The organism is Alkalihalobacillus sp. MEB130 (assembly GCF_032335535.1).
In the GTDB taxonomy this organism is placed as follows: Bacteria; Bacillota; Bacilli; order Bacillales; family Bacillaceae_D; genus Halalkalibacter.
Genome location: NZ_JAOANA010000029.1, coordinates 15,016 through 40,976, shown reverse-complemented (window position 1 = coordinate 40,976; position 25,961 = coordinate 15,016). Strand labels below are relative to the sequence as shown.

Below are 25,961 nucleotides of genomic sequence, written 5' to 3'. Positions count from 1 at the left end.
TCCGCCGCTAACGTCATAAGAGCAAGCTCTTAATCAGTCCGCTCGACTTGCATGTATTAGGCACGCCGCCAGCGTTCGTCCTGAGCCAGGATCAAACTCTCCATAAAAGTGTTTGAGTAAGCTCAAAATGTATCGCTAACGATACTTCATCATTTTTAATAAAATGATGAGAAAAAATTGACGAGATATCATGTATCTCTATTTCGCTTGGCTTTTGTTCAGTTTTCAAAGAACTCGTTCGTCGCTCATTGGCGACCTAACCTATATTACTAGGTTAACTTCAACTAGTCAAGAACTTTTTTTGGTGGGCCTGAGTGGACTCGAACCACCGACCTCACGCTTATCAGGCGTGCGCTCTAACCAGCTGAGCTACAGGCCCTAAAAAGGCATAAAAAAAGCACTTAATTTTTATATTGAATTTGGAGCGGGTGATGAGAATCGAACTCACGACATCAGCTTGGAAGGCTGAGGTTTTACCACTAAACTACACCCGCAAAAACAATGGTCGGGAAGACAGGATTTGAACCTGCGACCCCCTGGTCCCAAACCAGGTGCTCTACCAAGCTGAGCCACTTCCCGTTTTTTTGCTAGATTCATATATACATTGGTGCGGTTGAGAGGACTCGAACCTCCACGGGGTCAACCCCCACTAGGCCCTCAACCTAGCGCGTCTGCCATTCCGCCACAACCGCGTCATACACCAAACACATTCATTTAAAATAAAAACAAGTGCGGGTGAAGGGAGTCGAACCCCCACGTCATAAGACACTAGATCCTAAGTCTAGCGCGTCTGCCAATTCCGCCACACCCGCAAAGGTAATGGCGGTCCGGACGGGACTCGAACCCGCGACCTCCTGCGTGACAGGCAGGCATTCTAACCAACTGAACTACCGGACCAATATGGTGGAGGATGACGGGATCGAACCGCCGACCCCCTGCTTGTAAGGCAGGTGCTCTCCCAGCTGAGCTAATCCTCCATGTGTTTTTATATCTACTTCTAATCTTTGAAAATGGTGACCCGTACGGGATTCGAACCCGTGTTACCGCCGTGAAAGGGCGGTGTCTTAACCGCTTGACCAACGGGCCAACTAATATATTGTGGCGGAGAAGGAGGGATTTGAACCCTCGCGCCGCGTAAACGACCTACACCCTTAGCAGGGGCGCCCCTTCAGCCACTTGGGTACTTCTCCGTGGCTCCACAGGTAGGACTCGAACCTACGACCGATCGGTTAACAGCCGATAGCTCTACCACTGAGCTACTGTGGAACGTTGTTGCTGACTTTAGATATTCTAATATGAAATCTTTTGTGTGTCAACCTTTGTTATCGCCATCTCGTTCAGCGACTTCTATAATATAGCACAGGACTAGATTAGTTTGCAACACTATATTTTATATTTTTTTTAGTTTTCCTTTACACTTCCCACAAACATATTTACGAACATCTAATTTTCTTTTTCGTTTATATTGAAGATGACACGTTTGACACTCATACTTATGGGTCGTAGTAGACATATTCACCGTACCTGGCACAACATCACAAAACCTAGGAGCTCCTACTTTTTGCATTAACATTTTGAAATCCTGATCACGATGCTTATAGCCTTTCCCCTGAATATGGAGATGATAATGACATAGCTCATGTTTGATAATACCAATGAGAGCTTCTTCTCCAAAGAAATGATATTGCTTTGGATTAATTTCGATATTGTGACTTCGCAATAAATATCTACCACCCGTTGTACGGAGCCGATTATTGAATATAGCCCTATGTTTAAATTTCAAACCGAAATCCTCACGAGAAATCCGCTCAACTAACACCTGCAGCTGCTCTTCTGTCATTAAATCTTGGTTTTCATTCATAAATCTTCACCAATCCTTCAACTTTGACAAACCCTCTTACATATAATAATTCAAATAGAGTAAGTTGTTAAGGAGTTGTTTGCTTATGCCCACTTGGCTCAGAGAACAGTTGAAGCGAGCATATCAGCAGAAAGACCGTTATCAAATAAAAATACTGAACCAGTGTTGGTTTTATTACAAAGAGAAAGAAGACACAGATTTTTGACGACACACACAAAAGGTGACATCAAAGTGTTAAACACTTCGATGTCACCTTTTGTATTATACAGTTTGAAGCTCTGGCTGCTTCATCGTTAAGGAAACTCTTCCCTTTTTCACATCTACCTCTTCAACCCAGACCGTAACAATTTCGCCAACCGCCACAACTTCAAGAGGATGCTTTATAAAACGATTAGTTATTTTTGAAATATGAACAAGTCCATCTTGTTTTACTCCTATATCAACAAAAGCCCCAAAGTCAACCACATTACGAACGGTACCTTGTAATTCCATACCCGGTTGCAGATCTTCCATTTTCAATACATCTTGTTTCAACAACGGCTTTGCCACTTCATCCCGTGGATCCCTTGAAGGTCGAATCAAACTGTCTATGATATCTTTTAAAGTTGGTACTCCGACCTCTAATTCCGAAGCCAACTCTTCAATGCGAATAGCTTGAAGCTGTTCTTTGACCTGCTCTGTGCCGATTTGTTCAACAGTTGCACTAATATGTTTCAACAAACGATCTGTCTCTTTGTAACTTTCTGGATGGATCGCCGTTGCATCTAACGGCTGATCCCCATCTTGAATTCGCAAGAAACCAATAGCTTGCTCGTATGTCTTTGCTCCAAGTCTAGGGATTTTCTTCAACTGTTTACGATTAGTGAAACGCCCTTCTTCATCTCTACGTTTGACAATGTTTGTGGCCACCGCTTTTGATAAACCAGCAACATACTGCAATAAAGAAACTGATGCTGTATTAACATTCACACCCACCTGGTTAACAACTGTCTCAACAACAAAGGTTAATGACTCATTTAAACGCTTTTGAGAAACATCATGCTGGTATTGACCTACACCAACTGATTTTGGATCGATTTTCACAAGCTCAGCTAAAGGATCTTGAAGTCGTCTCGCAATAGAAGCAGCACTTCTTTCCTCTACTTGAAGATCCGGGAACTCCTCTCTCCCTAACTCTGACGCTGAATACACACTTGCACCCGCTTCATTGACAATTAGATAATAAACCGGCTTCGTTAATTCCTTCATTACATCAGCAATGAATTGTTCTGTCTCACGAGACGCTGTTCCATTGCCGATAGCGATCATTTCCACATCATATTTTTCAATAAATTGCTTGACCACTTTCATCGCTTTTTCAGTTTCATTACGTGGAGGAGTTGGATAAATTACCGAGATATCAAGTACTTTCCCAGTTGCATCCACTACAGCTAACTTACAACCAGTTCGGTAAGCCGGGTCCACCCCTAACACAGTTTTATCTTTCATCGGTGGTTGCAATAATAAATGACGAAGATTTTCCGCAAAAATATGAATGGCTTGCTCTTCTGCTTTTTCCGTTAACTCATTGCGAATATCCCGTTCTATGGAAGGTTCAATCAATCGCTTATATCCGTCTTCAATCGCCTCTTCAACTATGGAAGCAGTAGGCGAGTTCGGGAAGCGAATAAATGAACGCTTAATATTGGTAATAATACGCTCAACCGGAAATACTAATGAAACTCTTAAAATCCCTTCCTTTTCACCCCTATTCATCGCCAAAATACGGTGAGGTACAATGGATTTGATCGCCTCTTCATATTCATAGTACATTTCAAATACTTGCTTTTCGTCTGCTTCTTTGTCTTTCAAAGTCGTTTTCATTTTTCCTTCTTTAAAACCCATCAATCGAATCGCTTTACGAATCTCCGCATCATCTGATACCACTTCTGCTAAAATATCCTTCGCTCCAGCAATAACATCTTCTACAGCTGTTAACTCATGTTCTTCAGACAGATATTTCGCCGCTTGTTCTTCAACCGATCCTGTCTTTGGAAGTGACTGTAACCATAGCGCAAACGGTTCTAATCCTTTTTCCTTAGCAACCGTGGCTCTCGTTCTTCTCTTTTGCTTAAAAGGTCGATACAAATCTTCTACTTCTTGTAATTTTTTTGCAGCTATTATTTTTGCACTTAGTTCATCCGTTAACTTGCCTTGCTCATCAATTAATCGAATCACTTCCTCTTGTCGATTGGATAATTGATTCGCATACTCCCACTTTTCCACAATCGTCCGAATTTGCACTTCATCAAGCCCACCGGTCATTTCTTTCCGATAACGCGCAATAAACGGGACTGTGTTGCCTTCTTCAACTAACGTAATTAATTGCTCTATGTATGATGATTTTACATTTAACTCTTTTGCTATAGCTTGAACTGTTTCAGTCTGCTTTATTTCGTTCATTCGAACACCTCATCAACTAGAATATATCCATGATAGCATAACTGCGTTCCTTCATTCTAGAAAGACACGCATGACCTAATCAAACTCTCTCACTAAAAAAAGAGATTCCACCCATTCTCACCATCTCTTTTAATAAGATAGCTTTTATGGCAATAGAATCTCTTTCTTATGGAAGTTTACCCACAATCATCGTCACATCGTCATCAGCAAAGCACTCACTAGAAAACAACACATCAGCTGCCTCTTTAGGGGAAGTAAGAGTCTTAAATAACTCTTTATCCGGCTTCTTCCTTACCCCATCTGAATGTAATAAAAAGAAACTCCCCTTAAGGTACGGAAATTGCTTTTCTGTTAACACTTGTTTTCTCCCAGATAAATAACCTCTAGTCGGAATCGGCTGTATGACCTGACCATCTGATAAATACATCACAAAACTAATATTACCAAAGTTACAGTACCGGATGACGCGTTTATCATAATCTACTTTAAGTACAGTCAAAACAGCACCGCGCTTGTTTCTCAATGCCTCATTGCAGCGAACAACCATCTCCTGAACGGATTGATCATGATGCAACCGAATCACATCAATAGCCGCCGATGCTGACTTCAGCGCCCCAGCTCCACTCCCCAAGCCATCAATAACCGCACAAACTAGGTAATGTTCTTGTTGAATGACAACATGAGTGTCTCCGTTACAATCGTTGCCTTTTTTCGCTCGCTCGTATGCCGCTAATTCTACCTTTTCATCTTTATAAATAGTAAGCATTAAAAGATCTCCGTAGGTTCAATTTTAATTGACTCCCTTAATTTCTCAAGCGCACGCCGTTGCAAACGAGATACATGCATTTGTGACATTCCGAGTTTTTCTCCCGTTTCTTTTTGACTATAATTCTCAAAATACGTACAGATTAAAATTTGTTTTTCTCTTTCTTCAAGAACATCAAAAGCTTTCTCTAGCACTAACCTCTGATCTGCCTCTTCATAACCAGAATCGACATTTCCAACTAAATCTAGAAGCGTTACCTCCCCACCTTCTTGATCCGCTTCAAGCGACCGGTCGACAGAAAGAGCTTGATAACTCTTACTCATTTCCATTGTCTCTAACACTTCTTCTTCCGAAACACCAAGGTAATCTGCTATCTCATGAACTAAAGGAGACCTTTGCCATTCGATCGTAAGAGCTTCAACTGCATTCTTAATTTTCGGACCTAACTCTTTAATTCGCCTCGGAACATGAACACTCCACGTCTTATCCCGAATAAAGCGTTTAATTTCTCCAACAATTGTCGGCACCGCAAACGATTCAAAACTCTTACCATATTGCGCATCATATCTTTTTAACGCCGCAAGCAATCCCACCATCCCTACTTGGAACATATCTTCATCATAATCTCGACCTTTCGAGAATTTACGAGACAAGGAACGAACAAGCGCTTCATAATGTTGAACAAGCTTTAACTGAGATTCTTCATCATCGAACTCTTGATAATGCTTAATCCACTGATACACTTGTTCATTGTTCAGGTTGTGTCTGTTGGATTCCATCGACATTTTGGTCCACCTCATTCCCATGAAGGAACTTCGTCATAACAAGTACAATGCCTGATTCATCGTTTATTTCTACTTTGTCCATAAGCGTGCCAATTAGGAATAAACCTAATCCACCCTCTTTTAAATCTCCAATTGGACGATTCGCATCTACAGGTCCTAAATGCTCTTTCACTTTCGCCACATCAAAACTTTGCCCACTATCTGCAACAATAATTTCAATTCGATTATCGTATAACAAATAAGAGATACTCATCGTCCCACTATCTTCATAGGCATGGTTCACAACGTTGGTACATGCTTCTGCAACCGCAATCTTCATGTCTTCAATATCGTCATAACTAAAACCCGCTCGATTGGCAATTCCAGAAACAGTCAAACGAACAACTCCTACGTATTCTGGCTTGGCAGGTACGCTCATTACAATGTGGTCTGCCTCATGTTGATTCATTTTGAACCCTCCCCTTCTTCAATTGCCATAACTTCATCCAAGCCTGTAATTGTAAACAAACGCTGTACTCTTTGCGACATACCAACGAGAGTTAGACGTGTACCATTTGCATCCGTAGCCTTCAAAGCACCGATAAACACTCCAAGGCCTGTACTATCAATATATTGCACTTCCGAAAGATCAATTCTAACGTCCGTACCTGATTCAGCTAACGGAAGTAGTTCTTCCCGAAGCTTCGGCGCAGTATATGCATCGATCTCCCCCGCTAAATATAATACATCCATATCAACTTTTTTCTCAGAACGAATAGATAAATTCATAGTAATCCCCTTCCATTTAAAGATTGTTATAAATCTATACCCTTATTTAAAAGTGTTAAACCTTTCTACGGATAATCATTAAGGTAAAATCATCTTTTAATTCAAAATCCTGCATTTTTGCTAGATCATAATAAACACTATCCACTATCTCTTGGGTTGATAGATGCATATACTTTCTAATGAGATCGGTAATTTCCTCTCGCTCAATAAAATGATCTCCAATCCGACTTTCCGTCACACCATCAGACAAAAAAACAATCATATCTCCCTGATTTATTTGTCTTGTGTACTCTCTAAAAACAGGCTTTTTCGAAACACCTAAAGCCATTCCCTTTGCATACAACTCTTCAAACTGGTCCAAAGCTGCTCGATAATAAAAACCAGGTTCGTGACCAGCAGCAGAATACTGAAATTCATGAGACCGACAATCATACGACCCATACATCATCGTAATAAACATATTGTCATTAACATTTTGTTCGACAACTCGATTTAAACTTTCTAACAACGCAGCTGGTTGCAACCTTTGTTCCGGTACACTATCCATCGCATACTTGATCATCGACATACAAAGCGCAGCAGGAACACCTTTGCCGATAATATCAGCAATAGCCACTCCTATACATTGTTGATCATCCATAATATAGTGGTAATAATCCCCACTCATTTTTTCTGCAGGAACACTCACAACTCCTATATCAAGACTATCAACACTCGGTATATCATTTGGCAAAAGGGTTTGCTGCATATTAGCGGCAACCTCAATTTCTGACTCTAACTCACGCTGCCTATCTCTTAAGCTTTGGTGTTCACGATATGCCAACCCATACCCCATCATTACCTCAAGCAATAAATCTAGGGAACCTAACACTTCATCTGAAATAGCCGGAAACAAATCCTCTAGAACCTCTCGATGAACACTAACCAATTCTTCAGGTGAAACTTGATGCTCTAGAAGAACTTTACTAAATTGTTGCGCTTCATATAACCCTTGTTCACTTTTTTTACGTAAAAAAGTAGTTAAGATTCGCTTGTATGTTTCTTGTAAATTTTGTACAGTCTGTTCCACAAAAGCCCCCCTTTGTTTTGAGGGTATAAAGAGTACCACGGCCCTTTTTAATGCCCTCGTATAATCAGGATTACCTAAGCCATTTTATCGTTTTAATGATCGTACCTTGTCCTAATTCAGAATCAATCTCAAACTCGTCCATTAACCGTTTGACCCCCGGCAAGCCTGCTCCCATTCCTCCAGATGTCGTAAAGCCATCGACCATCACTTGCCGAATATCAGGTATTCCTGGCCCTTCATCTCGAGCAACAATTTGGATCCCTATTCTCATTCCCATTTTGGATGGTTTTTGCACTTCTTCTATGCAAATTTGTCCACGCTTTGCATAAAGATAAATATTGCGGGCTAACTCAGAAATCGCAGTCGTTATTCTAGCCTGATCTACACTACCAAAACCAATTTCTTTTGATAAGGAGCGACCAGCTTGTCTAGCTGCAACAATTCCCCATTCATTCTTCACTTCAACACAGGATTGGGTTTCCATTCCTTACCCCTCCAATTCATGCTGCAACTTCATTAAACCCTGTTCTAAATCCAAAGCAGTATGAACATTATCAAGTTTGATTCCCATATCAATTAAAGTAATGGCTACTGCAGGTCTTATACCTGTTAATACCACTTTCGCACCCATTAAACTAGACATGTCTACTACATCTCCGAGAACTTTTGCTATAAATGAATCAATCATATCAACTGACGTCAAATCAATGACAACCCCAAGGGAACCTTCTGCATGAATTTTGTTTAATAGATCTTCTTGGAATTGCAACGCCGTTTGATCATCGAGTTCCACTTGAATACTAATTAATAAATATTTCTGTAACTTCAAAATAGGAATTCTCATCCGTATTCCCTCCAACTTACAAATCAATCATTTTTTTATTCGTCAATTCGAGCGCTGTTTCAATTCCTTTTCGTAACGTACTCTTTGTCGGGAACTTACTTAAATCAATCCCTAAATTGACGATCGTTTGGGCTATTTCCGGTCGTATACCAACCAAAATACATGTTGCCCCTACTAATCTGACAGCTTCAGAAGCTTGAATAATATGATGAGCGACCATTGTATCAACAACAGGAACACCAGTAATATCAATTAGTACCACTTCACAACGATGTTCAATGACACCCTCTAACAGATTCTCCATAATCAGCTTTGCTCTTGCTGTATCAATTGTGCCAATTAGAGGCATAACTGTTACTCCTTCTAGTACCGGAATTAATGGAGCTGATAATTCAAGCAGAGAAAGCTTTTGCATTTCAATAATATCTTCCCAGTTGCCTGTATAATCATAAACGAGTTGATTGATAATCCCATCAATCCACTCTTCTAGTTCGCTAAATGTTGATAATAGAGCTTGTACATTAGACTCATGTTTCGATAAAGTCGCTAACAAAACACGACGGAAAGCTTGCAAGCCTTGTGTAAAATAAGAAAGCGGCCAACCACTTTGTATATACGTTTCCGCAAAAGAACTCAGTTCTTCCTTAGCCTCAGCTTGTTCTGTCGTCACTTGACTCATAATAAATTGCATAAATTCTTTATTCATATTTTCATAGACATGATCTGAAATAGAGGAAAGGCGGTTAGTTACCCTAACTACTTCCAACTCTTTTTCCCAAAGTTCTAATACCACATCTCTTTGATTGTTTAGTAATGAAACAATATCAGGTTGCATATCAGATTCCTCCCATAACTTCCTTATTCTTATTATTTCATGACAAAAAACGAGTTGCAAAGATAAATGTTTAGAAATTTTTACATATTTGTTCAAATTCCGTACAATAGCACGAAGATGTAAAAAACAAAAAAACCTCGTACCAATACGAGGTTTTCCCACTTAAAAATCAATAAGTCCTAAACTAATAAACAATGCATCATTCACTCGATTCATCATATCATCATCCAAATGAGTAATTTTATCAGTTAGCCTTTGCTTGTCAATTGTTCGTACTTGCTCTAATAAAATGACGGAATCACGATCAAAGCCATAACGCTTTGCGTTGATTTCAACATGGGTTGGTAATTTCGCCTTTTGTATTTGCGCTGTAATCGCAGCAACAATTACTGTCGGGCTGAAACGATTGCCAATATCATTTTGTATGACGAGTACAGGACGAACTCCCCCTTGTTCTGAACCAACAACAGGTGAAAGATCCGCAAAGTATACGTCGCCTCGTTTTACAATCAAAGGCTACACCCCACTCACTAAGCGATCGAGGGTATTCTCTGCTTCCTCCTCGGCAAGAAAAGATTCTGATGCAATGTTTAGGTTAATTTTCGCCATTTCCATATAACCTTGTTGCATCGTCTCACGAATTTGACGTTTCTTACGTTCGCGAAGATACATCTTTGTAGCTTGTGAAATAAATTCACTACGATTGACGTTTTCTTTTTTGATCACACCGTCCACCTCGTTCAACAAATGTTGTGGCAAATTGATTACTATGCGCTTTGTGTTTTGCTCTGACACAAACATCCACCCCCAGCATCCACCATTAACCTTATGCTAATTATATGAACCATATTAAACAGACATTTCCTAATTGATATCCAAAATTAATCATAGCATTAGCTAGATCAAAATGCAAAGACTGGATAGTCTAAATTCATGTATTTTTAGTAAGTAAACGTATAAACCCTTCTGATCCGAGCCTATTTTTAAACTATTTCACATAAACCCTTGGAACCCTCGCACCTATAACACAAGGTATTTCATAATTAATAGTACCAAGCCTTGCAGCAACTTCATCCATTGTTATTTTATCATTTCCATCTTCACCAATCAATGTTACAACCGTTCCAGTTTCCACTTTTTCTGATAACTTAACCATGCATTGGTCCATACAAATGCGTCCTACAAAGGGAACTCTTTCTCCATTAACTAGTACTTCGCCTCCAGCTGTACTGTGATACCTTAGCCAACCATCTGCATAACCAATTGGAATGGTGCCGATCCATTCATTTTCTTTTGTTACATACGTTGCACCATAGCTAATTGATTCACCAGGTGGTAACTCCTTCACCTGAACGAGGCGACTTTTCAATGAGAAAGCTTGTTTCAATTTAACGGGAAGTTCTTCGGTTATTTCTGGTGACGGAGTCAGTCCGTACATAGAAATGCCTAATCTAAATAACGTAAACATCTTTTCAGGGAAACGAAGTCCAGCAGCACTATTGCCAGTATGAATGAGCGGCACGTTCATGTCCCACTCATGTACCCATTCCAACATTTCTTTGAAGCGAGAGTGTTGTTCCTCTACATACGAAACGTCTAATTCATCTGCGGTAGCAAAGTGTGTAAAAATCCCGATTAGCTGAAATTGTTCGTGGTCTTTTAAGAATTGAAGCAGCAATTGTGCCTCATCCTTTGTGCGGAGACCAATTCTCCCCATGCCCGTATCAAATTTCAGATGAAGCTGAATTTGTTCTTCCTTTTCAAGAAAATCTTTTGCTTGCTCTAGCCAGTCCACTTGGAAGACCGTAACCATAATATCTAGCCGAGCTGCCACCTGAACGTCTTCTGGTCTTATACGACCTAAAACGAGAATAGGTGCATTTATTCCCGCGTCCCTTAATTCTATGGCTTCATCTAGTAAAGCTACCGCTAAATAGCTCGCCCCTGACTGCAAAGCAGTTTTCGCTACTTCAATCGCTCCGTGTCCATATCCATTCGCTTTCACAACAGCCATGACATGAACTCCCTTGTTCTTGTAAAGCTCGCTAATCGAAGAGACGTTTTGAGCAATTGCACGTAAATCAATCTCTGCCCAAGTATCTCGATAAAACAGCTGACTCATCATTTCTCCTCCAGTACCCACACTACCATTGCTCTGTTTCCTTCATTTTACCATACTACCCTTGTGAAAAGAAAAGACTCAGCTGAAATAGCTGAGTCTAAAATACTGCATTATTTTTCTTCAGTGCCATAAACAGAACTTGCAATAGACATCATTTCTTCTTGACTTAAGTTTTCTGAAGCAAGGAAGAAGTCAACTCCATTGTAAGACCACTGCAATGACTCATTCGTCATAACGCCAATCGTAAATCCAAGATCTACAGGCTCTCCTTGACTAACATTCATTGGTGTTGAAGCAGGAACGACTTGACTTTGTTCTTGGATTAACGTAAATGGTTGCTCCCCGCTGTATTGTAAAACAACGCGCTCCCCATTTTCAGATTCGATATTTTGAGAAGCATTAAATTGAGTTCCATCTGGCGTATACATTGGATAGTAAACCGTCATTGGCTCTAGCGGTTCCGCCATTGCAGGTTCTTCTGTCATCTGAGCTCCTGTCATGTTACGCTCCATATCGAAGTCACCTTCATTGAAGCTTGCATTCCATTCAAAGCTTGTGAAATCAAGTTGAACAAGGACTTCAAGATCTGCGTTCATGATTTTCACCTGAGCAGGCGAAAGATCTTTCTTATTCAATTTGATCTCTTGTGTATTTAAGTTTTTATTTTGGTAGTTTGTATTCGTTTGGAACACATAATAATCCTCATCTGCTTGGAACGATCTCTCTGGATCCATCAAAATATCTTGGATAAGAGACTCATAAAGATATACTTGACTGCTGTTTGTCGGCCAATCACTTTGGAATCGGAAGCTTTTGTTTAAAGCGGGTGTCAACACGAAAACCCCATCATCGTTACGTAGAATAATTTGGCTTTGGTCTCTATTTTGATTTTCTAAAGCTACACGATAATAGCTTTTTGCTTGATGCCAAACCTCCACGTCATACGTCTGCTGATCTTGCCCTGTTTCCAATGTCATGGTTGAATTTGCTTTGTACCCAGTCATCTCCTCTAGCTTCTCGTCTAAATCTGTCATAATGTCTTCTTGTGTCTTTTCGCCGCAACCTACGAGTATCATTGATAGTAGTAACCCTAGTGTAGCGAACCAGATTGCTTTTTTCATGCTTTCACCCCTTTGTCTCATTTGAAAGAAGAGAGCGAATGCATTCAAGAGATGGCTTACTTCTTGCTGTTTGCCCTGTTTCGTTAACTCGTAAATACGACTGGTATACTTACCGAGCACTAGAAAACGAGGAACTTCTTGTGGTAAATAGACCTAATCTTTGAATGTTTACCTCTTCTATTCGCTCTACAACTATATGAGACAACCTTGAGCATTATGCAGACTAGCCTATTTAGTTTTCAATAATTACTTGGGCAATTGCATAGTTTTCGCTATGTGAAATGGACAGGTGAGCGGTCCCTTGAAGCCCCGCCACGACTAAGGTTGGCTTCCCACTGGCCTCTTTCCTCACTTCGATGTCAAGCCAACTATATTTTTTTGAAATTCCTGTTCCTGCCGCTTTCACAAAAGCTTCTTTTGCCGCAAATCTACCAGCAAGAAATTCCATTTTCCTTACCCCTGTGTAGGTAGTAAGCATATTTTTTTCATAGTGAGTGAACACTCGATCTATAAATCTTGGTTGCCGTTTCACCACTTCTGCAATTCGTTCTAACTCAATCAGGTCTACTCCAATTCCAACAATCATGTTCTTCCCTACTCTCTTTTATCATGAGCTTTTTTCAATTAACATAGGCTAAATTAAAGCCTTCATTTGGCTTATATAGCAAGTACACATTTAGTGATTTCGTTAAAAATAGTCTTTCTCCTTTTTGGTACCCGTTTTACTTAAGCTCATCTTGTTTTTTCTGTTATAATAGCAAATATTAAAGGAGGCTGTATTGATGTTTATCCGAAATGAAAGCTTCTATTCATTCAGACGAAATTATCCAATTATTACGGTTCTTGTGGCCATTCATCTTATTTTATTTATTTGGATGAACTTTCTCCCTTTTGGAAATTATATTCGAGCTATGGGCGTTGGCTACAATCTCGCTATTGCTAATGGCGAATATTGGCGCCTGATCACCCCTATTTTCATGCACATTGGAGCAGGTCATGTTATTTTCAATTCCTTTTCTTTAGTGATTTTTGGTCCAGCTCTTGAAAGAATGCTAGGAAAAGTGAAGTTCATTCTCGTTTACCTAGTAACAGGGATTATCGCCAATATCGCCACCTTTTATCTAGGAGGGTTAACTTATCCACCTCATTTAGGTGCTTCTGGTGCAATCTTCGGCTTATTAGGGATGTACGTCTATATCGTATTAAACCGTAAAGATTTAATTGATCGTATGAATTCACAATTAGTCATGACTATTATTGTTATTGGTTTAGTCATGACATTCGTGAATCCAAATATTAATATTCTTGCCCATTTATTCGGACTCATTGCAGGTGCTGCCCTTGCCCCCCTTTTCCTTATTGGAGCAAGACCCTATTATGCAGCTCAACGAGTTTTCTCTGATGTCACGGAACCTGTCTTTGATCCAAATAGATGGCAAAAGAAAAGAAGAAATAATAAAAGACTTAAGCAAGCCCTGTGGATCGGTTTCGGGATTCTCGTTCTATTTGGTTTATTAGGACGAATTTTATAAAATAGAAAGGGATGACTCATTCTTATCGAGTCATCCCTCATTTTTTAGTTCGTTAATCCTTCCACAAACGTGTTTACATTGTGTTCCATCATCTTAATATATGTTTCGGCACCACTACCATCTAAACCGACCGCATCGGTATATACCTCTCCGGCAATTTCTACTCCAGCATCATTTGCTACTGTTTCCATATAACGTGAGTCCACTGTTGTTTCCACAAAGACTGCTGGAATGTTTTGCTCTATAATTGTATCAACAAGAGCAGAAATTTGGCCAGGAGTCCCTTCTTCATGAGAATTTAATTCCCAAACCCCATATGTTTGAAATCCATATTGTTCTCCAAAATACTGAAACGCATTTTCACTTACAGCGATTGAGCGATTATCGATAAGCTCTACTTCCGCTTGAATCCATGCGTGAAGCTCTTCTAACTCCCCAATATAGGCATCTGCATTGGCCGTGTACTCTTCCGCTCCTTCTCGGTCACGTTCTATAAGATCATCTCGAATGTTTTCTACATATTTGATTACATTTAACACATCTAACCAAGCGTGAGGATCTTCTCCTTCTTCTCCTGCAATCGGAAGTGGAGTCACACCATCAGAAACATTCACAATGGAAACATCTCCTGTGTTTTGAACAAGACGCTCTAACCATTCTTCAAGACCAAATCCATTAACAAAGAACACATCCGCATCGCTTACTTTCCTGAAATCACTTGGTACGGTTTCGTATTCATGTGGTTCTTCTCCAATCGGAACTAAATAGTCAACCTCCGCACGATCTCCAGCTACCTGTTCCGCTAAATCTGCAATAATGGAAAAGCTTGCTACTATCTTTAAGCCCTCATCCGAACTTTCATCTGTACCCCCGCAAGCAGCTAGAGCAAAGGTCGTCATGACTGCCGTAATAAATAAGATCAATTTCTTTTTCATGTTGTTTCCTCCCCTATACTTGGTACCTTACCAAAGATATGCACAGGGGCAACTTTATGTTCCTGATTCGAACTTTTTTATTGGGAATATTCTTACCTAAGTTGGAAAATGAACATATCGTTTAGCATGAATTAAATCAACAACCTCAATTCGGCGAGGAAAAAAACCATGTTTTGTAAAATAATAACGTTTTGCCACGTCGTAATACGTCTTTAATAAATGTTCGTCTACTTCAAGAAGCATTTTTTCAAAGATTACCGTTTCGCTTCCATTCTGTAATTCCATAATCGAATAAGGATCAAAGGCGCCACTCAATTTAAAATGCTTATTATTTTCCAGAAAACTCATTAAATGATCTATTACCACAGCAGAGATAGATAAAAATTGCTGAATAGAATCAAAGATCGTTCGGTCGAGCCGACACCAATAATCACTAATAATTTTAATCACATACCCATTTGTTCTCTTTGAAAATGGCGTTTCGAAAAACTCATAAACAATCTTATTAACTGTATGTTGGACTTCTTGCTTCCAGTTTGTACCGATAACATCTTCGTGCAACTCGTGGTCATAATAGTCATAAGGGCAAGTGAGAAACGATTCATCCATCTGGTTGTATGTAATTTTCACTGTATGATTCCTCATTAGCTTTTCGTTAATTGTTCCGAAATTGACATGATTTATCGCTCTCACAGCCAAAGTCACACTTCCCGATTGCTTGATAAATGGAACACCACGAGCGCTTTGCATAACAAATCGGAATCTCTTGCTCTGTCGCCTTCTTTTTCAATACCCCTGTCAAATTATGATTTATAAAATCTGTTAACACAAGAACCAAGTCAACGTGAGATGGAATTTCTTTTTTTACCATTTGAACTTTCCGACCAGACACATGAATGATTTCATTGAATCCTAACTCTTCAAGCTTTTTAGGAATCGATCCTAAGCGGTCGGCACCAACGATTAATAAAGAAGACATATGAAACACCCCTTATATTGAGAATTGTTATCATTATAATAATTGAAATTGATTCTCATTGTCAACATATATTTGGTAAAAAACGTTCAAATAAAAAAGCACACCACTCTAAAAAGAGCAAATGTGCTTCACATAAAATTAATATTTTTTCAATAAATATCGCAACGGGATAATAGAAACAAGAATAATTAACAACGCTGCCGGCGCAGCTAAATGATAGATCGCTTCAGTTGCTTCAAAATACACCCGCACGGCCAACGTATCAAAACCCGGAGGTCTAAGCATTAATGTGGCCGGTAGCTCTTTAATCGAACTAACGAATACGAGTGCTCCTCCAGCTAACACCCCCGGTAAAATTGAGGGCAAAATAACCTTGAACATCACTTTCCACGGCGGGTATCCCAAACTTCGTGCCGCTTCATCAATTCTTGGAGAAACGAGACTAAGAGAAGCCTCTCCTGCTTGCATAGCTTGTGGCAAGAACCGCACGACAAAAGCAAGAGCGATCATATAGAAAGTATTGTATAAAGCCGGAATGTGATTGTTAAAAATGAAGATCATCCCTAACCCAACAATAACACCTGGAAGAGCATATCCAGCGTAACTTAATCGATCAATCCCACTTGATATAAAAGAAGGGTAACGCGATTTCAGATAAATAATCGGCATGGCAAGAACCATACATAAAATCGCCGCAAACCCAGAAACTTTAATGCTATTCCAAGCAAAACCAAAGAACCGTTCATCTAACGCACCCATACCAATTCCGATAATTGACCAGTAAACAAGGACAACAATTGGCAACAAAATAGATAAAACAAACACCATTCCAACATAAAACATCGCAAGCGGCTTCCATTTTCCTAGTGTCAGCGTTTCGGGTACTCTAAAACTATTCGTTGTTTGATAGTATTTATTTTTCTTTCTCGTTCTTGCTTCAATCCATAAAATCATAATAGTGAGCAAGATTAATACTAGACTCAATACCGAGGCAGAGGCTGTATCAAAGCTAGCTCTCTGGAAATAGATAGCTGCGGTAAATGTCACATAACGCAACATCGCAATTGCACCAAAGTCGGATAAAACATAAAGGGAGATTAAAATCGCACCTGCCCCAATAGCCGGACGTAAAAACGGCAAGTTTACTTTCCAAAAGATTTTCGATGTACTCATCCCTTGCGAGCGCGCAACCTCTTCAAAGTTACGGTTCATCTTTCTAAGAGAGGCACTAGCAATTAAAAATACATAAGGATAGGTAAACATCGTTAAGACGAAAAATACACCCCAGAAAGAATAGATATTTAAAGGATAGTCCCCAAATGTTTGGACTAACCAAGGAGTATCTCTCCAAATATTACGTACCCATCCACTTGGACCAAAAATAATAATGTACGTTACTGCCCCAACATATGGCGGGATAACAAGAGGCAAAGCAAGGAGCCATTGCCACATTTTTCGTCCAGGCAAATCGGTACGTACAACAATCCAAGCTAAAGAAACCCCGATTGCAACGGCACATACCGTCACGGCTGCAGTTAATGAGAACGTATTCCATAACAACTGTGGAATTCTCCCATCCAAAAGCCTCATCCAACGATCGGCCCCCGCAAAGAGTGAGCGCCATATCACATATATAATCGGTATAGACATAATGAGCGCTACAAAAAGACCAAAAAGGAGCAAGATCGGCCCTGGAGGGTTACCTTGCCAAATAGAAAACCACATTTTCCGAAAAAAATGGAAAAGGGTTGGGGCAGACTTCTCCCCAACCTCAACACTAGGATCACTATTCAATTGCTTATCTCGATCTTGATTGTTATCCATGTTGTCCTCTCCCAAAAAATAAGCTCTTTTTTCAAACTATCTTAAATCTAGATCAAGACCTGATTCTTCAATGAGAGCTTTTGTATCTTCAAAATAATTTCCAAGCTCTTTTAGAGGCATGTCTTGAATTTTCAACTCACTAAAACTAATAGCAGCTTCATAAGGTGGTTCCAATTCTGGGTTAATTGGTAGTTCTAATGACTCTCCAACAAAAGCAAGTTGATTTTCAGTCTTTAATACCCACTCAATAAACGCTTTTGCATTTGCTTCATTAGGACCTCCGCTAACTAGACCTACTCCAGCAGCGTTTGCAATAGCTCCCATTTGATCTTCACCTTGATCAGCATAGATGAAACCGACATTATTATCTGTTGGCTCTTCTAATTGTTGATGGTAATAATAGTTGTTAACAAGTCCAAATGCATGTTCACCTGAACCTACTGCTCTACGAATATCACCGTGTCCTTCAAAGATACCAGCTGCATTGTCTTTAATTGCCGCAATCCATTCAGCTGTCTTCTCGTCACCCCACTCATGACGTAGTGCTGATACGTTACCAATCATACCACCGTTACCACCACGAGTAATGGCATATCCATTTTCAACATCCGCCCATTTAGCATCAAAGAGGTCTTCCATGCTTTTAGGCATCTCTTCTTCTGTAATCATGTCTTTATTATAGATGAAACCACGTGCTCTTGCTGAAAGGGCAATCCAAGCATTGTCATCTGCACGGTATTGTGCATCAATTGACTCTACACCTTCAGGTTCAAATCCTTCAAGTAATCCTTGTTGATTTAGAAATTCCAATGCTCCAAGATCGTTTGAGATAAACACGTCAGCTTGGACATTTCCAGATTCCTCCTGAAGTTGAAGTGGATCTGCTCCATGAAGCGCTAACACTTCAATGCCAGTTTCTTCAGAAAATTTATCAAGTAAAGGTTGTACAAAGTTTTCGTTACGTGCTGAGTATACTACAAGTTGTCCATCTAGTTCCACTACTTCATCGCTAAGTTCCTCTTCTGTTTGCTCTTCCGTTGCCTCCTCAGGCTCAGTTGCAGGCTCTTCTGCCGCCTCATCTGTTCCTCCACAAGCAGCCATTACAAATAGTGTCATGGCAAGAATACCAAACAAGAAGATCTTTAACCCTTTGTTCATCTTTGCTCCCCCAATGTCTATGTAGTTTTAGCAAGTACTGATATTTATTATCACTTGCTTACATTTGCAAGTATATCGACAATGAGAATCATTGTCAATAGAAAATATAAAAAAGCTTACAAGGAATGAGACCTCCTTATAAGCTTCTTTGTTTTATGCTTCTACAAGTGCAACAAGTTCTGCCTTAATATCAAACGAGACGATTGAGCCAATTTCAATATCCTGTTCAATGGGTGCATAAACTACCATTGGCTGTGAAGCTTCGTGTTGCTCCCCCAAACGAACTTCGACCTCTTGGTATTCTCCACTGTAAGTCACACGCTCAACTTTCCCCGAATATCGGCCATTTTCCGCTAAGTGACAGCCTTCCGGACGAATAGAGACACGTACTTCCTCTAGCATCTTTTCACTTTGCGTGGGCAATGACACACGACCAATATACGTATCTACATGTTTAAGATCGGAGCAAAGCGTTCCCTCTAACAGATTTGTTTTGCCGACAAATTGAGCAACAAAACAATTTTTCGGACAACGATACATTTCTCGTGGAGAGGCAATCTGTTGAATGACTCCTTGATTCATGACCACCACTCGATCAGACACAGCAAAAGCGTCTTTTTGATCATGGGTAACAATAATCGCCGTAGTATTCGCTTTACGCAAAATAACGGTCACATCATACCTCATTCTCTCACGTAACCCTGCATCCAAATTACTAAACGGTTCATCCATCAATACAACATGTGGTCTCGGCGCAAGCGCTCTAGCTAAAGCAACTCGTTGTTGTTGCCCACCTGATAATTCATTTGGATAACGCTTTCCATACTCTGCTAAGCCCACTAATTCTAGAACTTCTTTCGCTCTTTCTTTTTTCTCTCTATTACTCCATTTATTTAAACCAAACGTAACATTTTTTTCTATTGTTAGATGCGGAAATAAAGCATAATCTTGGAACACCATACCAATTCCTCTTTTTTCTGGAGGAAGATACGTTGTATTGCTATACACTTCTTTGTTATCAATCGTAATGGAACCTGCTGTAGGTTGCTCAAATCCGGCAATCATTCGTAAAGTCGTTGTTTTTCCACATCCGCTCGGACCTAGGAGCGTGATAATTTCGCCTTTTTCAATCGTTAAGTCAATCGTATCAACCGCTGGTGTTTCTGTTTTCTTATACAGCTTTGTCAGTTGTTTTAGTTGAATAAAGCTCATCTGTACCTCCCCCATTTATCCGGCCAACTTGAGAATGAATATCACTTTAAGTTAAGTGTATCATACGTTTTTTGAAAGCGTCAATGCTAATACCGACTAAATAGGTAAGAAAAAGGCATACATTCACTTATTTATCCCCTTCTCTGTTAAGAAAGATGAACGGTTTTGTTCATTTGGTTTGAATTCGTTTCTTTGATACACCCTAAATAATAATAGAAAACGAAACGGACTGTATGCAGTTTGTAATCACGGTGTTAATCATATAAACTTTGTAAATATTGTAAGGAGTTATCTATTTGCTATTTGGAAAAAAAGAGGTTTTCTTACAAGGGGTTTTTCTGTAAAGTAAATACGTATACATAAGCGGGGTGACATTATGATTTCGAATATGACTGAAGATCAATTGTTAGTGTTAGTAATAAAATACATGAAAGAAGCCAAACGCGGGGCTTTGCAGGAGATACTTGACGAGCTACATCCATATGATTTTGCGCAACTCTATAAAGGGTTACCAGAAAAGCATCATCATAAATTTCTTACTTTCTTAACACCTTCTCAAATTGCAGCGTTAATTCAAGAGCTGGAATACGAAATGCAAATAGAAATTTTACATAAACTTGGCATTGAACGTTCTTCTAAGGTAATGGATCATATGGACAATGATGATCTTGCCGATCTTTTAAATGAACTATCTGTCGATAAGATACAAGAGTTTCTAGATATTATGAAAAATGAAGACTCAAAAAATATCCAATCCCTGATGAGTTATCCTGCTGATACAGCTGGTGGGATTATGACCAATCAATTCATTTGGATTCATGCGAATCAAAACGTAAGACAAGCTGTAGATAAGTTAAAAGAATATGCTAGTTTTTCTGAGAACATTTACTATTTATATGTCATTAATGAAGAGGATAAGCTCGTGGGGGTGGTATCCTACCGAGATTTATTAATCGCTGACATCGATGAAATTATCGAAGATTTAATGTTCACTCGTGTCGTGTCCGTTCATGTCGATGATGATCAAGAAGAAGTAGCTCAAACAATTGAAAGATATGACTTTATAGCGGTTCCTGTCGTCGACGACCAAAATGTGCTAAAAGGGATTATTACGGTTGACGATGCGATTGATATCGTCATCCAAGAAGCTAATGAAGATATTGAAAAGTTATCTGCAACGGGTAAAGCGATCGATTTCCACACAAAGGCAGTCACTGCTTCTGTTCGTCGCCTTCCTTGGCTCATCCTTTTACTATTCATTGGTCTTGTATCCGGAAGTATCATTAGCGGGTTTGAAGCGACCCTTGAACAAGTAGTGGCTCTCATTTTCTTTATGCCGATGATTGCCGGAATGACTGGAAATACAGGTACTCAATCACTTGCCGTTGTTGTTCGAGGTTTGGTTACAAATGATACAGATCGAAAAACAGTTATAAAACTTGTTTTCAGGGAGCTAAGAGTTGGCATCATTATCGGAATAACTTGTGGTATTCTTATCTTTTTAATTGCATACTTTTGGATAGGTAGTTTGATTTTAGGGTTTGTTGTAGGAACTTCTCTATTAATTACATTGATTGTAGGAACATTAGCTGGTACGGTTATTCCTTTAACATTAAACCGTTTTGGTGTGGATCCTGCCGTTGCCTCTGGCCCTCTCATCACTACTTTAAATGATATCTTTTCCTTAATTATTTACTTTAGTATTGCTACAGCGTTCTTAACTCAATTGTCTGGATTATAAAAGCCCTCTACAAAGAAAAGAAGCGACTCATTCAAGAGTCGCTTCTTTTCTTTACCTAGTTAATAGATCCCCAATAACCCAATAACCAATTCCATATAGTAAAACGATAACGGAGATGAGTATAAACAGTTTCTTATTTGACATTTTCATAACTCGACGACCACCTTTTTCCTACTCTCGATAGTAGTATACTACATTTTGGCCGAGTTACGCTTAGACACTATTATGAACAAGGATTGATCTTTTTCCTATAGGAAGGTAAGTGAGTTTGGGTTCTTCAACCTCTTACGCTTTTTCGTAAAGAAGATATGCTCTCGTATACAAATGCTCTACATCTTCATCTGTCATTAACATTAACTTCCCTTCTTTCATTCCCTGTACCTTTGATAAAAACTGAATCATATTTTCTCGTTCTTGCCTGCTCATGTTCATCGCCTCCTGTAATAATACAATTTATTTTATTTAATTGTATTATATAACAGATCTTTCAAAAACGTCAACGTTTTTTTAGAAAAAACAGCCTATTTTTACTCACATAAAAAACACCATCTATATCGGTAATTAAAAAAGTCTACTTTGACTTTTTCAATTCGCTAATGAATGGTGTTCTCTTTTTTTCCTCTTATTTTATAAGTAACACAGGACAAGTAGCACGCTTTACTACTTTATGACTTACACTTCCAAGGATCATTTGTTGAAACTGATTTAAGCCTCTGCTTCCAACAACAATTAAATCAGCTTGAATATCATTAGAGAACGTAACAAGTGTTCCTGCTGGATCTCCTCGCAACAATCTTACTTCATAGCTGATTCCTTCCTTTTTTGCCACATCTTCTACAAGTTTAAATTTCTTTTTCCGTTTCTCCATTATCCCTAAGGAGTTCCATGTATTTAACACATCGGCTTTTGACGTTTTCCCATCGACGACATAAACGACATATGCATGCGCACCACTTTGTTTCGCTAACTCAATCGCTTTCTCGGCTGCTCTTATCGATTGAATTGAACCATCCAAGGCAACAACGATCTTCTCGAACATGAAACCCCTCCTCACATCTATTACTCTTTATTTTATCCATACACAAGGAAGGGGTGCGTCATTACATTTAAAACGAGAAACAGCTTAATTTTTTTACACTTACTCACATATTTACCTATTTTCGGGCGACTTTGCCTACTTCCATATTTCATCTCTACCACAACCTTGTGGTAAACTAATAATATCGAGGTGATAAAAATGGATTATAGCCAAATGTGTCCTAAATATGAGCATGCCATTGAGATATTAGGAAAAAGATGGACCGGGCTTATCATTCGAGTTCTGCTAGACGGACCAAAACGTTTCAAAGATATAAAAACACAAATACCAGATATGAGTGACCGTATACTAACTGAACGTATGAAAGAATTAGAGCAACAAGATATCGTTACAAGAGCGGTCTTTCCTGAAAAGCCGGTTCGAATTGAATATTCGTTAACAGAAAAGGGTTTAGCCCTACAACCAGTCATTGAATCGATTCAATCTTGGGGAGAAAGTTGGACATAAAAAAGACCACTGAAAAAGGTGCGAACTTTCGCCTTCTTCAGTGGTCTTTTAAGGGACTCCCCTTTTTCTATTGCCTAACTCTTTGCTTCACTAAATAGCAATGACGACAAAAAAGAGACTTCACCATTGTTGAATCACGTTTATTCATCTTTCACCTCCAAACAGTAGCACCGTGGAGAAGTGTTTTATTTCACTAAATACGTTTTTGTCCATTTATCATAAAGCGTGCGTCTACCCTTCCCGAAAGACATTATAAAGAAAGGAAACAGCACATACTTTAACATCTCTCTCATAAAAAATTGTCCACCTGTAGGTTTCTCTGCTTTTTCATTATAAACGTAAAGGTCAACAATCTTCATTCCTATTGTTCTTTTCCCTTTGATTGCATAAAGCAAATGAACGGTTACAAACACCATTAAAATCACAATCCAATTTATTACATACAAATGGAATTCATTCTCCCACATATATCTACGAATAAACTCTATATTATCAGAAGGAGCCTCTGATTGAACGATCATCCAAAACGTCGTAATCGCACTAGTAACAATAAGAATAAGAGCTAAAAAAACAAAGTCAAAAAACGCTGCAATTAAGCGGATCCAGCCACCAGCACGTTGTTCTTCATTTAATAACCGTTCAACCCATTGATTACTTTTCTGTTCAGCAATCATTTATTCAACTCCTCATAAGGTAATTAGAGATTAAAAGTAATTTTACCATATTTTGGTTTCACCCTCAAAAAATTATTTATTTTCAAACCATATCAAAATAGCCAGCTACTCTTAAGTAGCTGACTATTTTTCATACTAAAATTATCCTACCATCTTATCAGACTTTTCTTCATCCCACGCTTCTGTATTCTCAATCCCTAACTTCTTTGGACTGAATGTAGGATCAAGACCTTGCTTACGTTGGTCCTCATAATCTTGAAGAACTTTAAAGGCAATCTTCCCTAATAATAAAATACCGATGATATTAATCACTGTCATCAATGCCATGAATAAGTCAGCTAAATCCCATACGAGACCTAAGCTTGCCACTGAACCGAAAAGTACAAATCCCATTGTTGCTAGACGATACACATTTACGGCTGTTTTGCTCTTTTTGATGAACTCGATATTCGTTTCACCATAATAGTAACTACCAATGATCGAACTAAATGCAAACATAAAGATTGCCGCTGCGATAAAGTAACTTGCCCATCCACCTATTTGTAAACTAAGAGAGTTTTGTAGCAATTGAATTCCTTCAGCTTCACTTAAGTGATAGTCTGTGTTTAATAGAATGATAAAAGCTGTAGCCGAACAGACGATTAATGTATCAACATATACACCTAATGTTTGAACAAAACCTTGTTTTGCAGGATGTGATACATTTGCCGTAGCGGCTGCGTTCGGAGCACTACCCATACCTGCTTCATTCGAGAAGAGGCCACGACGAACACCCATCATAATAGCAGCACCAATTCCGCCACCAAGAGCTTGCTCAAAACCGAATGCACTACGTACAATTAAACTTAGAACGGCTGGAATTTCAGAAACATTCATGACTACGACAACTAAAGCAATGATAATATATAACACAGCCATAATTGGAACAATCACACTTGAGAAGTTCGCAATTCGGTGAACTCCACCAAAAATAATAGCCCCCGCTAACACAGTCATGATAGCTCCCATTACCCATGGACTAATCCCAAACGCATTATCAAACGCTCCAGCAATTGTGTTACTTTGAACAGAATTAAAAATAAGACCAAATGTAATAGCAATTAATACCGCAAACACAATTCCTAACCAACGTTGACCTAATCCCTTTTCAATGTAATATGCAGGGCCACCACGGAAAGACTCTTTGTCTTTGATTTTATAAACTTGCGCTAACGTACTTTCAATGAAACTTGTTGCACCACCAAGTAATGCTACGACCCACATCCAGAACACGGCACCAGGACCACCTAACGCAATGGCGACCGTAACCCCTGCCAAGTTCCCAGTTCCGATACGTGTTGCCGCACCGATCGCAAATGATTTAAATGGACTAATACTTTTCATTCCCTCTACTTGCGTTGACTTTTGTGTTACCACACGAAACATTTCACCAATGCTGCGAAATTGCATAAACCGAATTTTAAACGTGAAATACAAACCTGCACCCAATAAACCACCGATAACTACATACGTCCATAAAAATCCATTAAGAAAATCAATAATTGCTTGCAAAACTGGAACACCTCTCTTTGTTTGAATTATCTAAATTATTTTTTTACTATACACTAAGAGGTGTAAACCTGTAAAGATAAAGTGTCAGAAAATTTAACAAATTTATCTGGCAAATTTTTCTTTGTGCTCAGATTGTTAACTCAAGAAGGCTAAAAACCCTGTTATTACTGTAGAATTTCACAAAGACAAAATTTCC

The 25,961-nt window shown here is 39.1% G+C and carries 29 protein-coding genes, 10 tRNA genes and 1 rRNA gene; 4 read left to right on the top strand and 36 right to left on the bottom strand.

Going from position 1 to position 25,961, the window contains the following annotated elements:
- The 12 genes from N0O92_RS21260 to N0O92_RS21205 form a co-directional block, all read right to left on the bottom strand.
- Positions 1 to 107 (bottom strand): 16S ribosomal RNA (locus N0O92_RS21260); the annotation flags it as partial.
- 195 nt (positions 108 to 302) lie between these two features.
- Positions 303 to 379, bottom strand: a tRNA-Ile gene (locus tag N0O92_RS21255).
- Positions 380 to 420: 41 nt separating this feature from the next.
- A tRNA-Gly gene (locus N0O92_RS21250) sits at positions 421 to 494 on the bottom strand.
- 8 nt (positions 495 to 502) lie between these two features.
- Positions 503 to 579, bottom strand: a tRNA-Pro gene (locus N0O92_RS21245).
- 26 nt (positions 580 to 605) lie between these two features.
- A tRNA-Leu gene (locus tag N0O92_RS21240) sits at positions 606 to 692 on the bottom strand.
- A gap of 38 nt (positions 693 to 730) precedes the next feature.
- Positions 731 to 812: transfer RNA gene (locus N0O92_RS21235), tRNA-Leu, on the bottom strand.
- Positions 813 to 820: 8 nt separating this feature from the next.
- A tRNA-Asp gene (locus tag N0O92_RS21230) sits at positions 821 to 897 on the bottom strand.
- A gap of 4 nt (positions 898 to 901) precedes the next feature.
- Positions 902 to 977: transfer RNA gene (locus tag N0O92_RS21225), tRNA-Val, on the bottom strand.
- A 34-nt stretch (positions 978 to 1,011) separates the two neighbouring features.
- Positions 1,012 to 1,086, bottom strand: a tRNA-Glu gene (locus N0O92_RS21220).
- A 13-nt stretch (positions 1,087 to 1,099) separates the two neighbouring features.
- Positions 1,100 to 1,190 (bottom strand) — tRNA-Ser (locus N0O92_RS21215).
- A gap of 1 nt (position 1,191) precedes the next feature.
- Positions 1,192 to 1,266, bottom strand: a tRNA-Asn gene (locus N0O92_RS21210).
- A gap of 124 nt (positions 1,267 to 1,390) precedes the next feature.
- A complete protein-coding gene (locus tag N0O92_RS21205; protein ID WP_315616764.1) occupies positions 1,391 to 1,840 on the bottom strand; it encodes a SprT family protein in 450 nt (149 codons plus the stop codon).
- A 106-nt stretch (positions 1,841 to 1,946) separates the two neighbouring features.
- On the opposite strand from N0O92_RS21205, the gene cmpA reads away from it, so the two are divergent.
- Positions 1,947 to 2,066, top strand: a complete 120-nt coding sequence (gene cmpA, locus N0O92_RS21200) for a cortex morphogenetic protein CmpA (RefSeq protein WP_315616760.1) — start codon at positions 1,947 to 1,949, stop codon at positions 2,064 to 2,066.
- 56 nt (positions 2,067 to 2,122) lie between these two features.
- Here cmpA and N0O92_RS21195 read toward each other — a convergent pair whose 3' ends face one another.
- From N0O92_RS21195 to acpS, 14 genes are all read right to left on the bottom strand, one after another.
- Positions 2,123 to 4,303, bottom strand: coding sequence for a Tex family protein (locus N0O92_RS21195; protein ID WP_315616758.1), 2,181 nt, complete (start codon positions 4,301 to 4,303; stop codon positions 2,123 to 2,125).
- A 166-nt stretch (positions 4,304 to 4,469) separates the two neighbouring features.
- On the bottom strand, positions 4,470 to 5,069 hold the full coding sequence (locus N0O92_RS21190; protein WP_315616756.1) for a SpoIIE family protein phosphatase: 600 nt from the start codon (positions 5,067 to 5,069) through the stop codon (positions 4,470 to 4,472).
- Entirely contained in the window at positions 5,069 to 5,854 is a 786-nt protein-coding gene (sigB, locus tag N0O92_RS21185) for an RNA polymerase sigma factor SigB (RefSeq protein WP_315616754.1), read from the bottom strand. Before sigB ends, N0O92_RS21190 begins: the two co-directional genes overlap by 1 nt.
- Positions 5,817 to 6,302, bottom strand: coding sequence for an anti-sigma B factor RsbW (gene rsbW, locus N0O92_RS21180; RefSeq protein WP_315616753.1), 486 nt, complete (start codon positions 6,300 to 6,302; stop codon positions 5,817 to 5,819). Before rsbW ends, sigB begins: the two co-directional genes overlap by 38 nt.
- Positions 6,299 to 6,622, bottom strand: coding sequence for an STAS domain-containing protein (locus N0O92_RS21175; protein ID WP_315616751.1), 324 nt, complete (start codon positions 6,620 to 6,622; stop codon positions 6,299 to 6,301). Before N0O92_RS21175 ends, rsbW begins: the two co-directional genes overlap by 4 nt.
- Positions 6,623 to 6,677: 55 nt before the next feature.
- Positions 6,678 to 7,691: a PP2C family protein-serine/threonine phosphatase gene (locus N0O92_RS21170; protein ID WP_315616749.1), complete on the bottom strand. Its 1,014-nt coding sequence runs from the start codon at positions 7,689 to 7,691 to the stop codon at positions 6,678 to 6,680.
- A 70-nt stretch (positions 7,692 to 7,761) separates the two neighbouring features.
- Positions 7,762 to 8,175 carry an anti-sigma regulatory factor gene (locus N0O92_RS21165; protein WP_315616747.1) on the bottom strand — a complete coding sequence of 138 codons (414 nt, stop codon included), beginning with the start codon at positions 8,173 to 8,175 and terminating at the stop codon, positions 7,762 to 7,764.
- Between the two features lie 3 nt (positions 8,176 to 8,178).
- Positions 8,179 to 8,535, bottom strand: coding sequence for an STAS domain-containing protein (locus N0O92_RS21160; protein ID WP_315616745.1), 357 nt, complete (start codon positions 8,533 to 8,535; stop codon positions 8,179 to 8,181).
- A gap of 16 nt (positions 8,536 to 8,551) precedes the next feature.
- Positions 8,552 to 9,370, bottom strand: a complete 819-nt coding sequence (locus N0O92_RS21155; RefSeq protein ID WP_315616743.1) for an STAS domain-containing protein — start codon at positions 9,368 to 9,370, stop codon at positions 8,552 to 8,554.
- 162 nt (positions 9,371 to 9,532) lie between these two features.
- Positions 9,533 to 9,883, bottom strand: coding sequence for a type II toxin-antitoxin system PemK/MazF family toxin (locus tag N0O92_RS21150; RefSeq protein ID WP_034631315.1), 351 nt, complete (start codon positions 9,881 to 9,883; stop codon positions 9,533 to 9,535).
- 3 nt (positions 9,884 to 9,886) lie between these two features.
- Entirely contained in the window at positions 9,887 to 10,171 is a 285-nt protein-coding gene (locus N0O92_RS21145; protein WP_034631317.1) for a CopG family ribbon-helix-helix protein, read from the bottom strand.
- Positions 10,172 to 10,358: 187 nt separating this feature from the next.
- The gene (gene alr / locus N0O92_RS21140) at positions 10,359 to 11,492 is read right to left on the bottom strand and encodes an alanine racemase (RefSeq protein ID WP_315616738.1); all 1,134 of its coding nucleotides are present in this window, start codon (positions 11,490 to 11,492) and stop codon (positions 10,359 to 10,361) included.
- Between the two features lie 110 nt (positions 11,493 to 11,602).
- Positions 11,603 to 12,613: a LolA family protein gene (locus N0O92_RS21135; RefSeq protein WP_315616736.1), complete on the bottom strand. Its 1,011-nt coding sequence runs from the start codon at positions 12,611 to 12,613 to the stop codon at positions 11,603 to 11,605.
- A gap of 232 nt (positions 12,614 to 12,845) precedes the next feature.
- The gene (acpS, locus tag N0O92_RS21130; RefSeq protein WP_315616734.1) at positions 12,846 to 13,199 is read right to left on the bottom strand and encodes a holo-ACP synthase; all 354 of its coding nucleotides are present in this window, start codon (positions 13,197 to 13,199) and stop codon (positions 12,846 to 12,848) included.
- Between the two features lie 196 nt (positions 13,200 to 13,395).
- Between acpS and N0O92_RS21125 the strand changes: the two genes are divergently transcribed.
- Positions 13,396 to 14,145 (top strand): rhomboid family intramembrane serine protease, encoded by a 750-nt coding sequence (locus N0O92_RS21125; RefSeq protein WP_315616732.1) that lies wholly within the window; start codon positions 13,396 to 13,398, stop codon positions 14,143 to 14,145.
- A 44-nt stretch (positions 14,146 to 14,189) separates the two neighbouring features.
- On the opposite strand, the gene N0O92_RS21120 is transcribed toward N0O92_RS21125, so the two are convergent.
- The 6 genes from N0O92_RS21120 to N0O92_RS21095 form a co-directional block, all read right to left on the bottom strand.
- The gene (locus N0O92_RS21120) at positions 14,190 to 15,080 is read right to left on the bottom strand and encodes a metal ABC transporter substrate-binding protein (RefSeq protein WP_315616730.1); all 891 of its coding nucleotides are present in this window, start codon (positions 15,078 to 15,080) and stop codon (positions 14,190 to 14,192) included.
- 96 nt (positions 15,081 to 15,176) lie between these two features.
- Positions 15,177 to 15,710 (bottom strand): hypothetical protein, encoded by a 534-nt coding sequence (locus N0O92_RS21115; RefSeq protein WP_315616728.1) that lies wholly within the window; start codon positions 15,708 to 15,710, stop codon positions 15,177 to 15,179.
- A gap of 25 nt (positions 15,711 to 15,735) precedes the next feature.
- Positions 15,736 to 16,059 (bottom strand): DUF2325 domain-containing protein, encoded by a 324-nt coding sequence (locus tag N0O92_RS21110; protein ID WP_315616726.1) that lies wholly within the window; start codon positions 16,057 to 16,059, stop codon positions 15,736 to 15,738.
- 138 nt (positions 16,060 to 16,197) lie between these two features.
- Positions 16,198 to 17,883, bottom strand: coding sequence for an ABC transporter permease (locus N0O92_RS21105; RefSeq protein ID WP_315616724.1), 1,686 nt, complete (start codon positions 17,881 to 17,883; stop codon positions 16,198 to 16,200).
- A gap of 36 nt (positions 17,884 to 17,919) precedes the next feature.
- Positions 17,920 to 19,041, bottom strand: a complete 1,122-nt coding sequence (locus N0O92_RS21100) for an extracellular solute-binding protein (RefSeq protein WP_315616722.1) — start codon at positions 19,039 to 19,041, stop codon at positions 17,920 to 17,922.
- A 153-nt stretch (positions 19,042 to 19,194) separates the two neighbouring features.
- On the bottom strand, positions 19,195 to 20,253 hold the full coding sequence (locus N0O92_RS21095) for an ABC transporter ATP-binding protein (RefSeq protein WP_315616720.1): 1,059 nt from the start codon (positions 20,251 to 20,253) through the stop codon (positions 19,195 to 19,197).
- 376 nt (positions 20,254 to 20,629) lie between these two features.
- On the opposite strand from N0O92_RS21095, the gene mgtE reads away from it, so the two are divergent.
- Entirely contained in the window at positions 20,630 to 21,994 is a 1,365-nt protein-coding gene (gene mgtE / locus N0O92_RS21090; RefSeq protein ID WP_315616718.1) for a magnesium transporter, read from the top strand.
- Positions 21,995 to 22,279: 285 nt separating this feature from the next.
- On the opposite strand, the gene N0O92_RS21085 is transcribed toward mgtE, so the two are convergent.
- Both N0O92_RS21085 and N0O92_RS21080 read right to left on the bottom strand, forming a co-directional pair.
- Positions 22,280 to 22,420, bottom strand: a complete 141-nt coding sequence (locus N0O92_RS21085; RefSeq protein ID WP_315616716.1) for a BH0509 family protein — start codon at positions 22,418 to 22,420, stop codon at positions 22,280 to 22,282.
- Positions 22,421 to 22,616: 196 nt separating this feature from the next.
- Positions 22,617 to 23,033, bottom strand: a complete 417-nt coding sequence (locus N0O92_RS21080) for a universal stress protein (protein WP_315616714.1) — start codon at positions 23,031 to 23,033, stop codon at positions 22,617 to 22,619.
- Between the two features lie 198 nt (positions 23,034 to 23,231).
- On the opposite strand from N0O92_RS21080, the gene N0O92_RS21075 reads away from it, so the two are divergent.
- Positions 23,232 to 23,540 (top strand): winged helix-turn-helix transcriptional regulator, encoded by a 309-nt coding sequence (locus tag N0O92_RS21075; protein WP_315616712.1) that lies wholly within the window; start codon positions 23,232 to 23,234, stop codon positions 23,538 to 23,540.
- Positions 23,541 to 23,725: 185 nt separating this feature from the next.
- Here the strand turns inward: N0O92_RS21075 and N0O92_RS21070 are convergent, their stop codons facing one another.
- A complete protein-coding gene (locus N0O92_RS21070) occupies positions 23,726 to 24,214 on the bottom strand; it encodes an RDD family protein (RefSeq protein ID WP_315616710.1) in 489 nt (162 codons plus the stop codon).
- Positions 24,215 to 24,355: 141 nt separating this feature from the next.
- On the bottom strand, positions 24,356 to 25,765 hold the full coding sequence (locus N0O92_RS21065; RefSeq protein WP_315616708.1) for an alanine/glycine:cation symporter family protein: 1,410 nt from the start codon (positions 25,763 to 25,765) through the stop codon (positions 24,356 to 24,358).
- Positions 25,766 to 25,961: the final 196 nt, after the last annotated feature.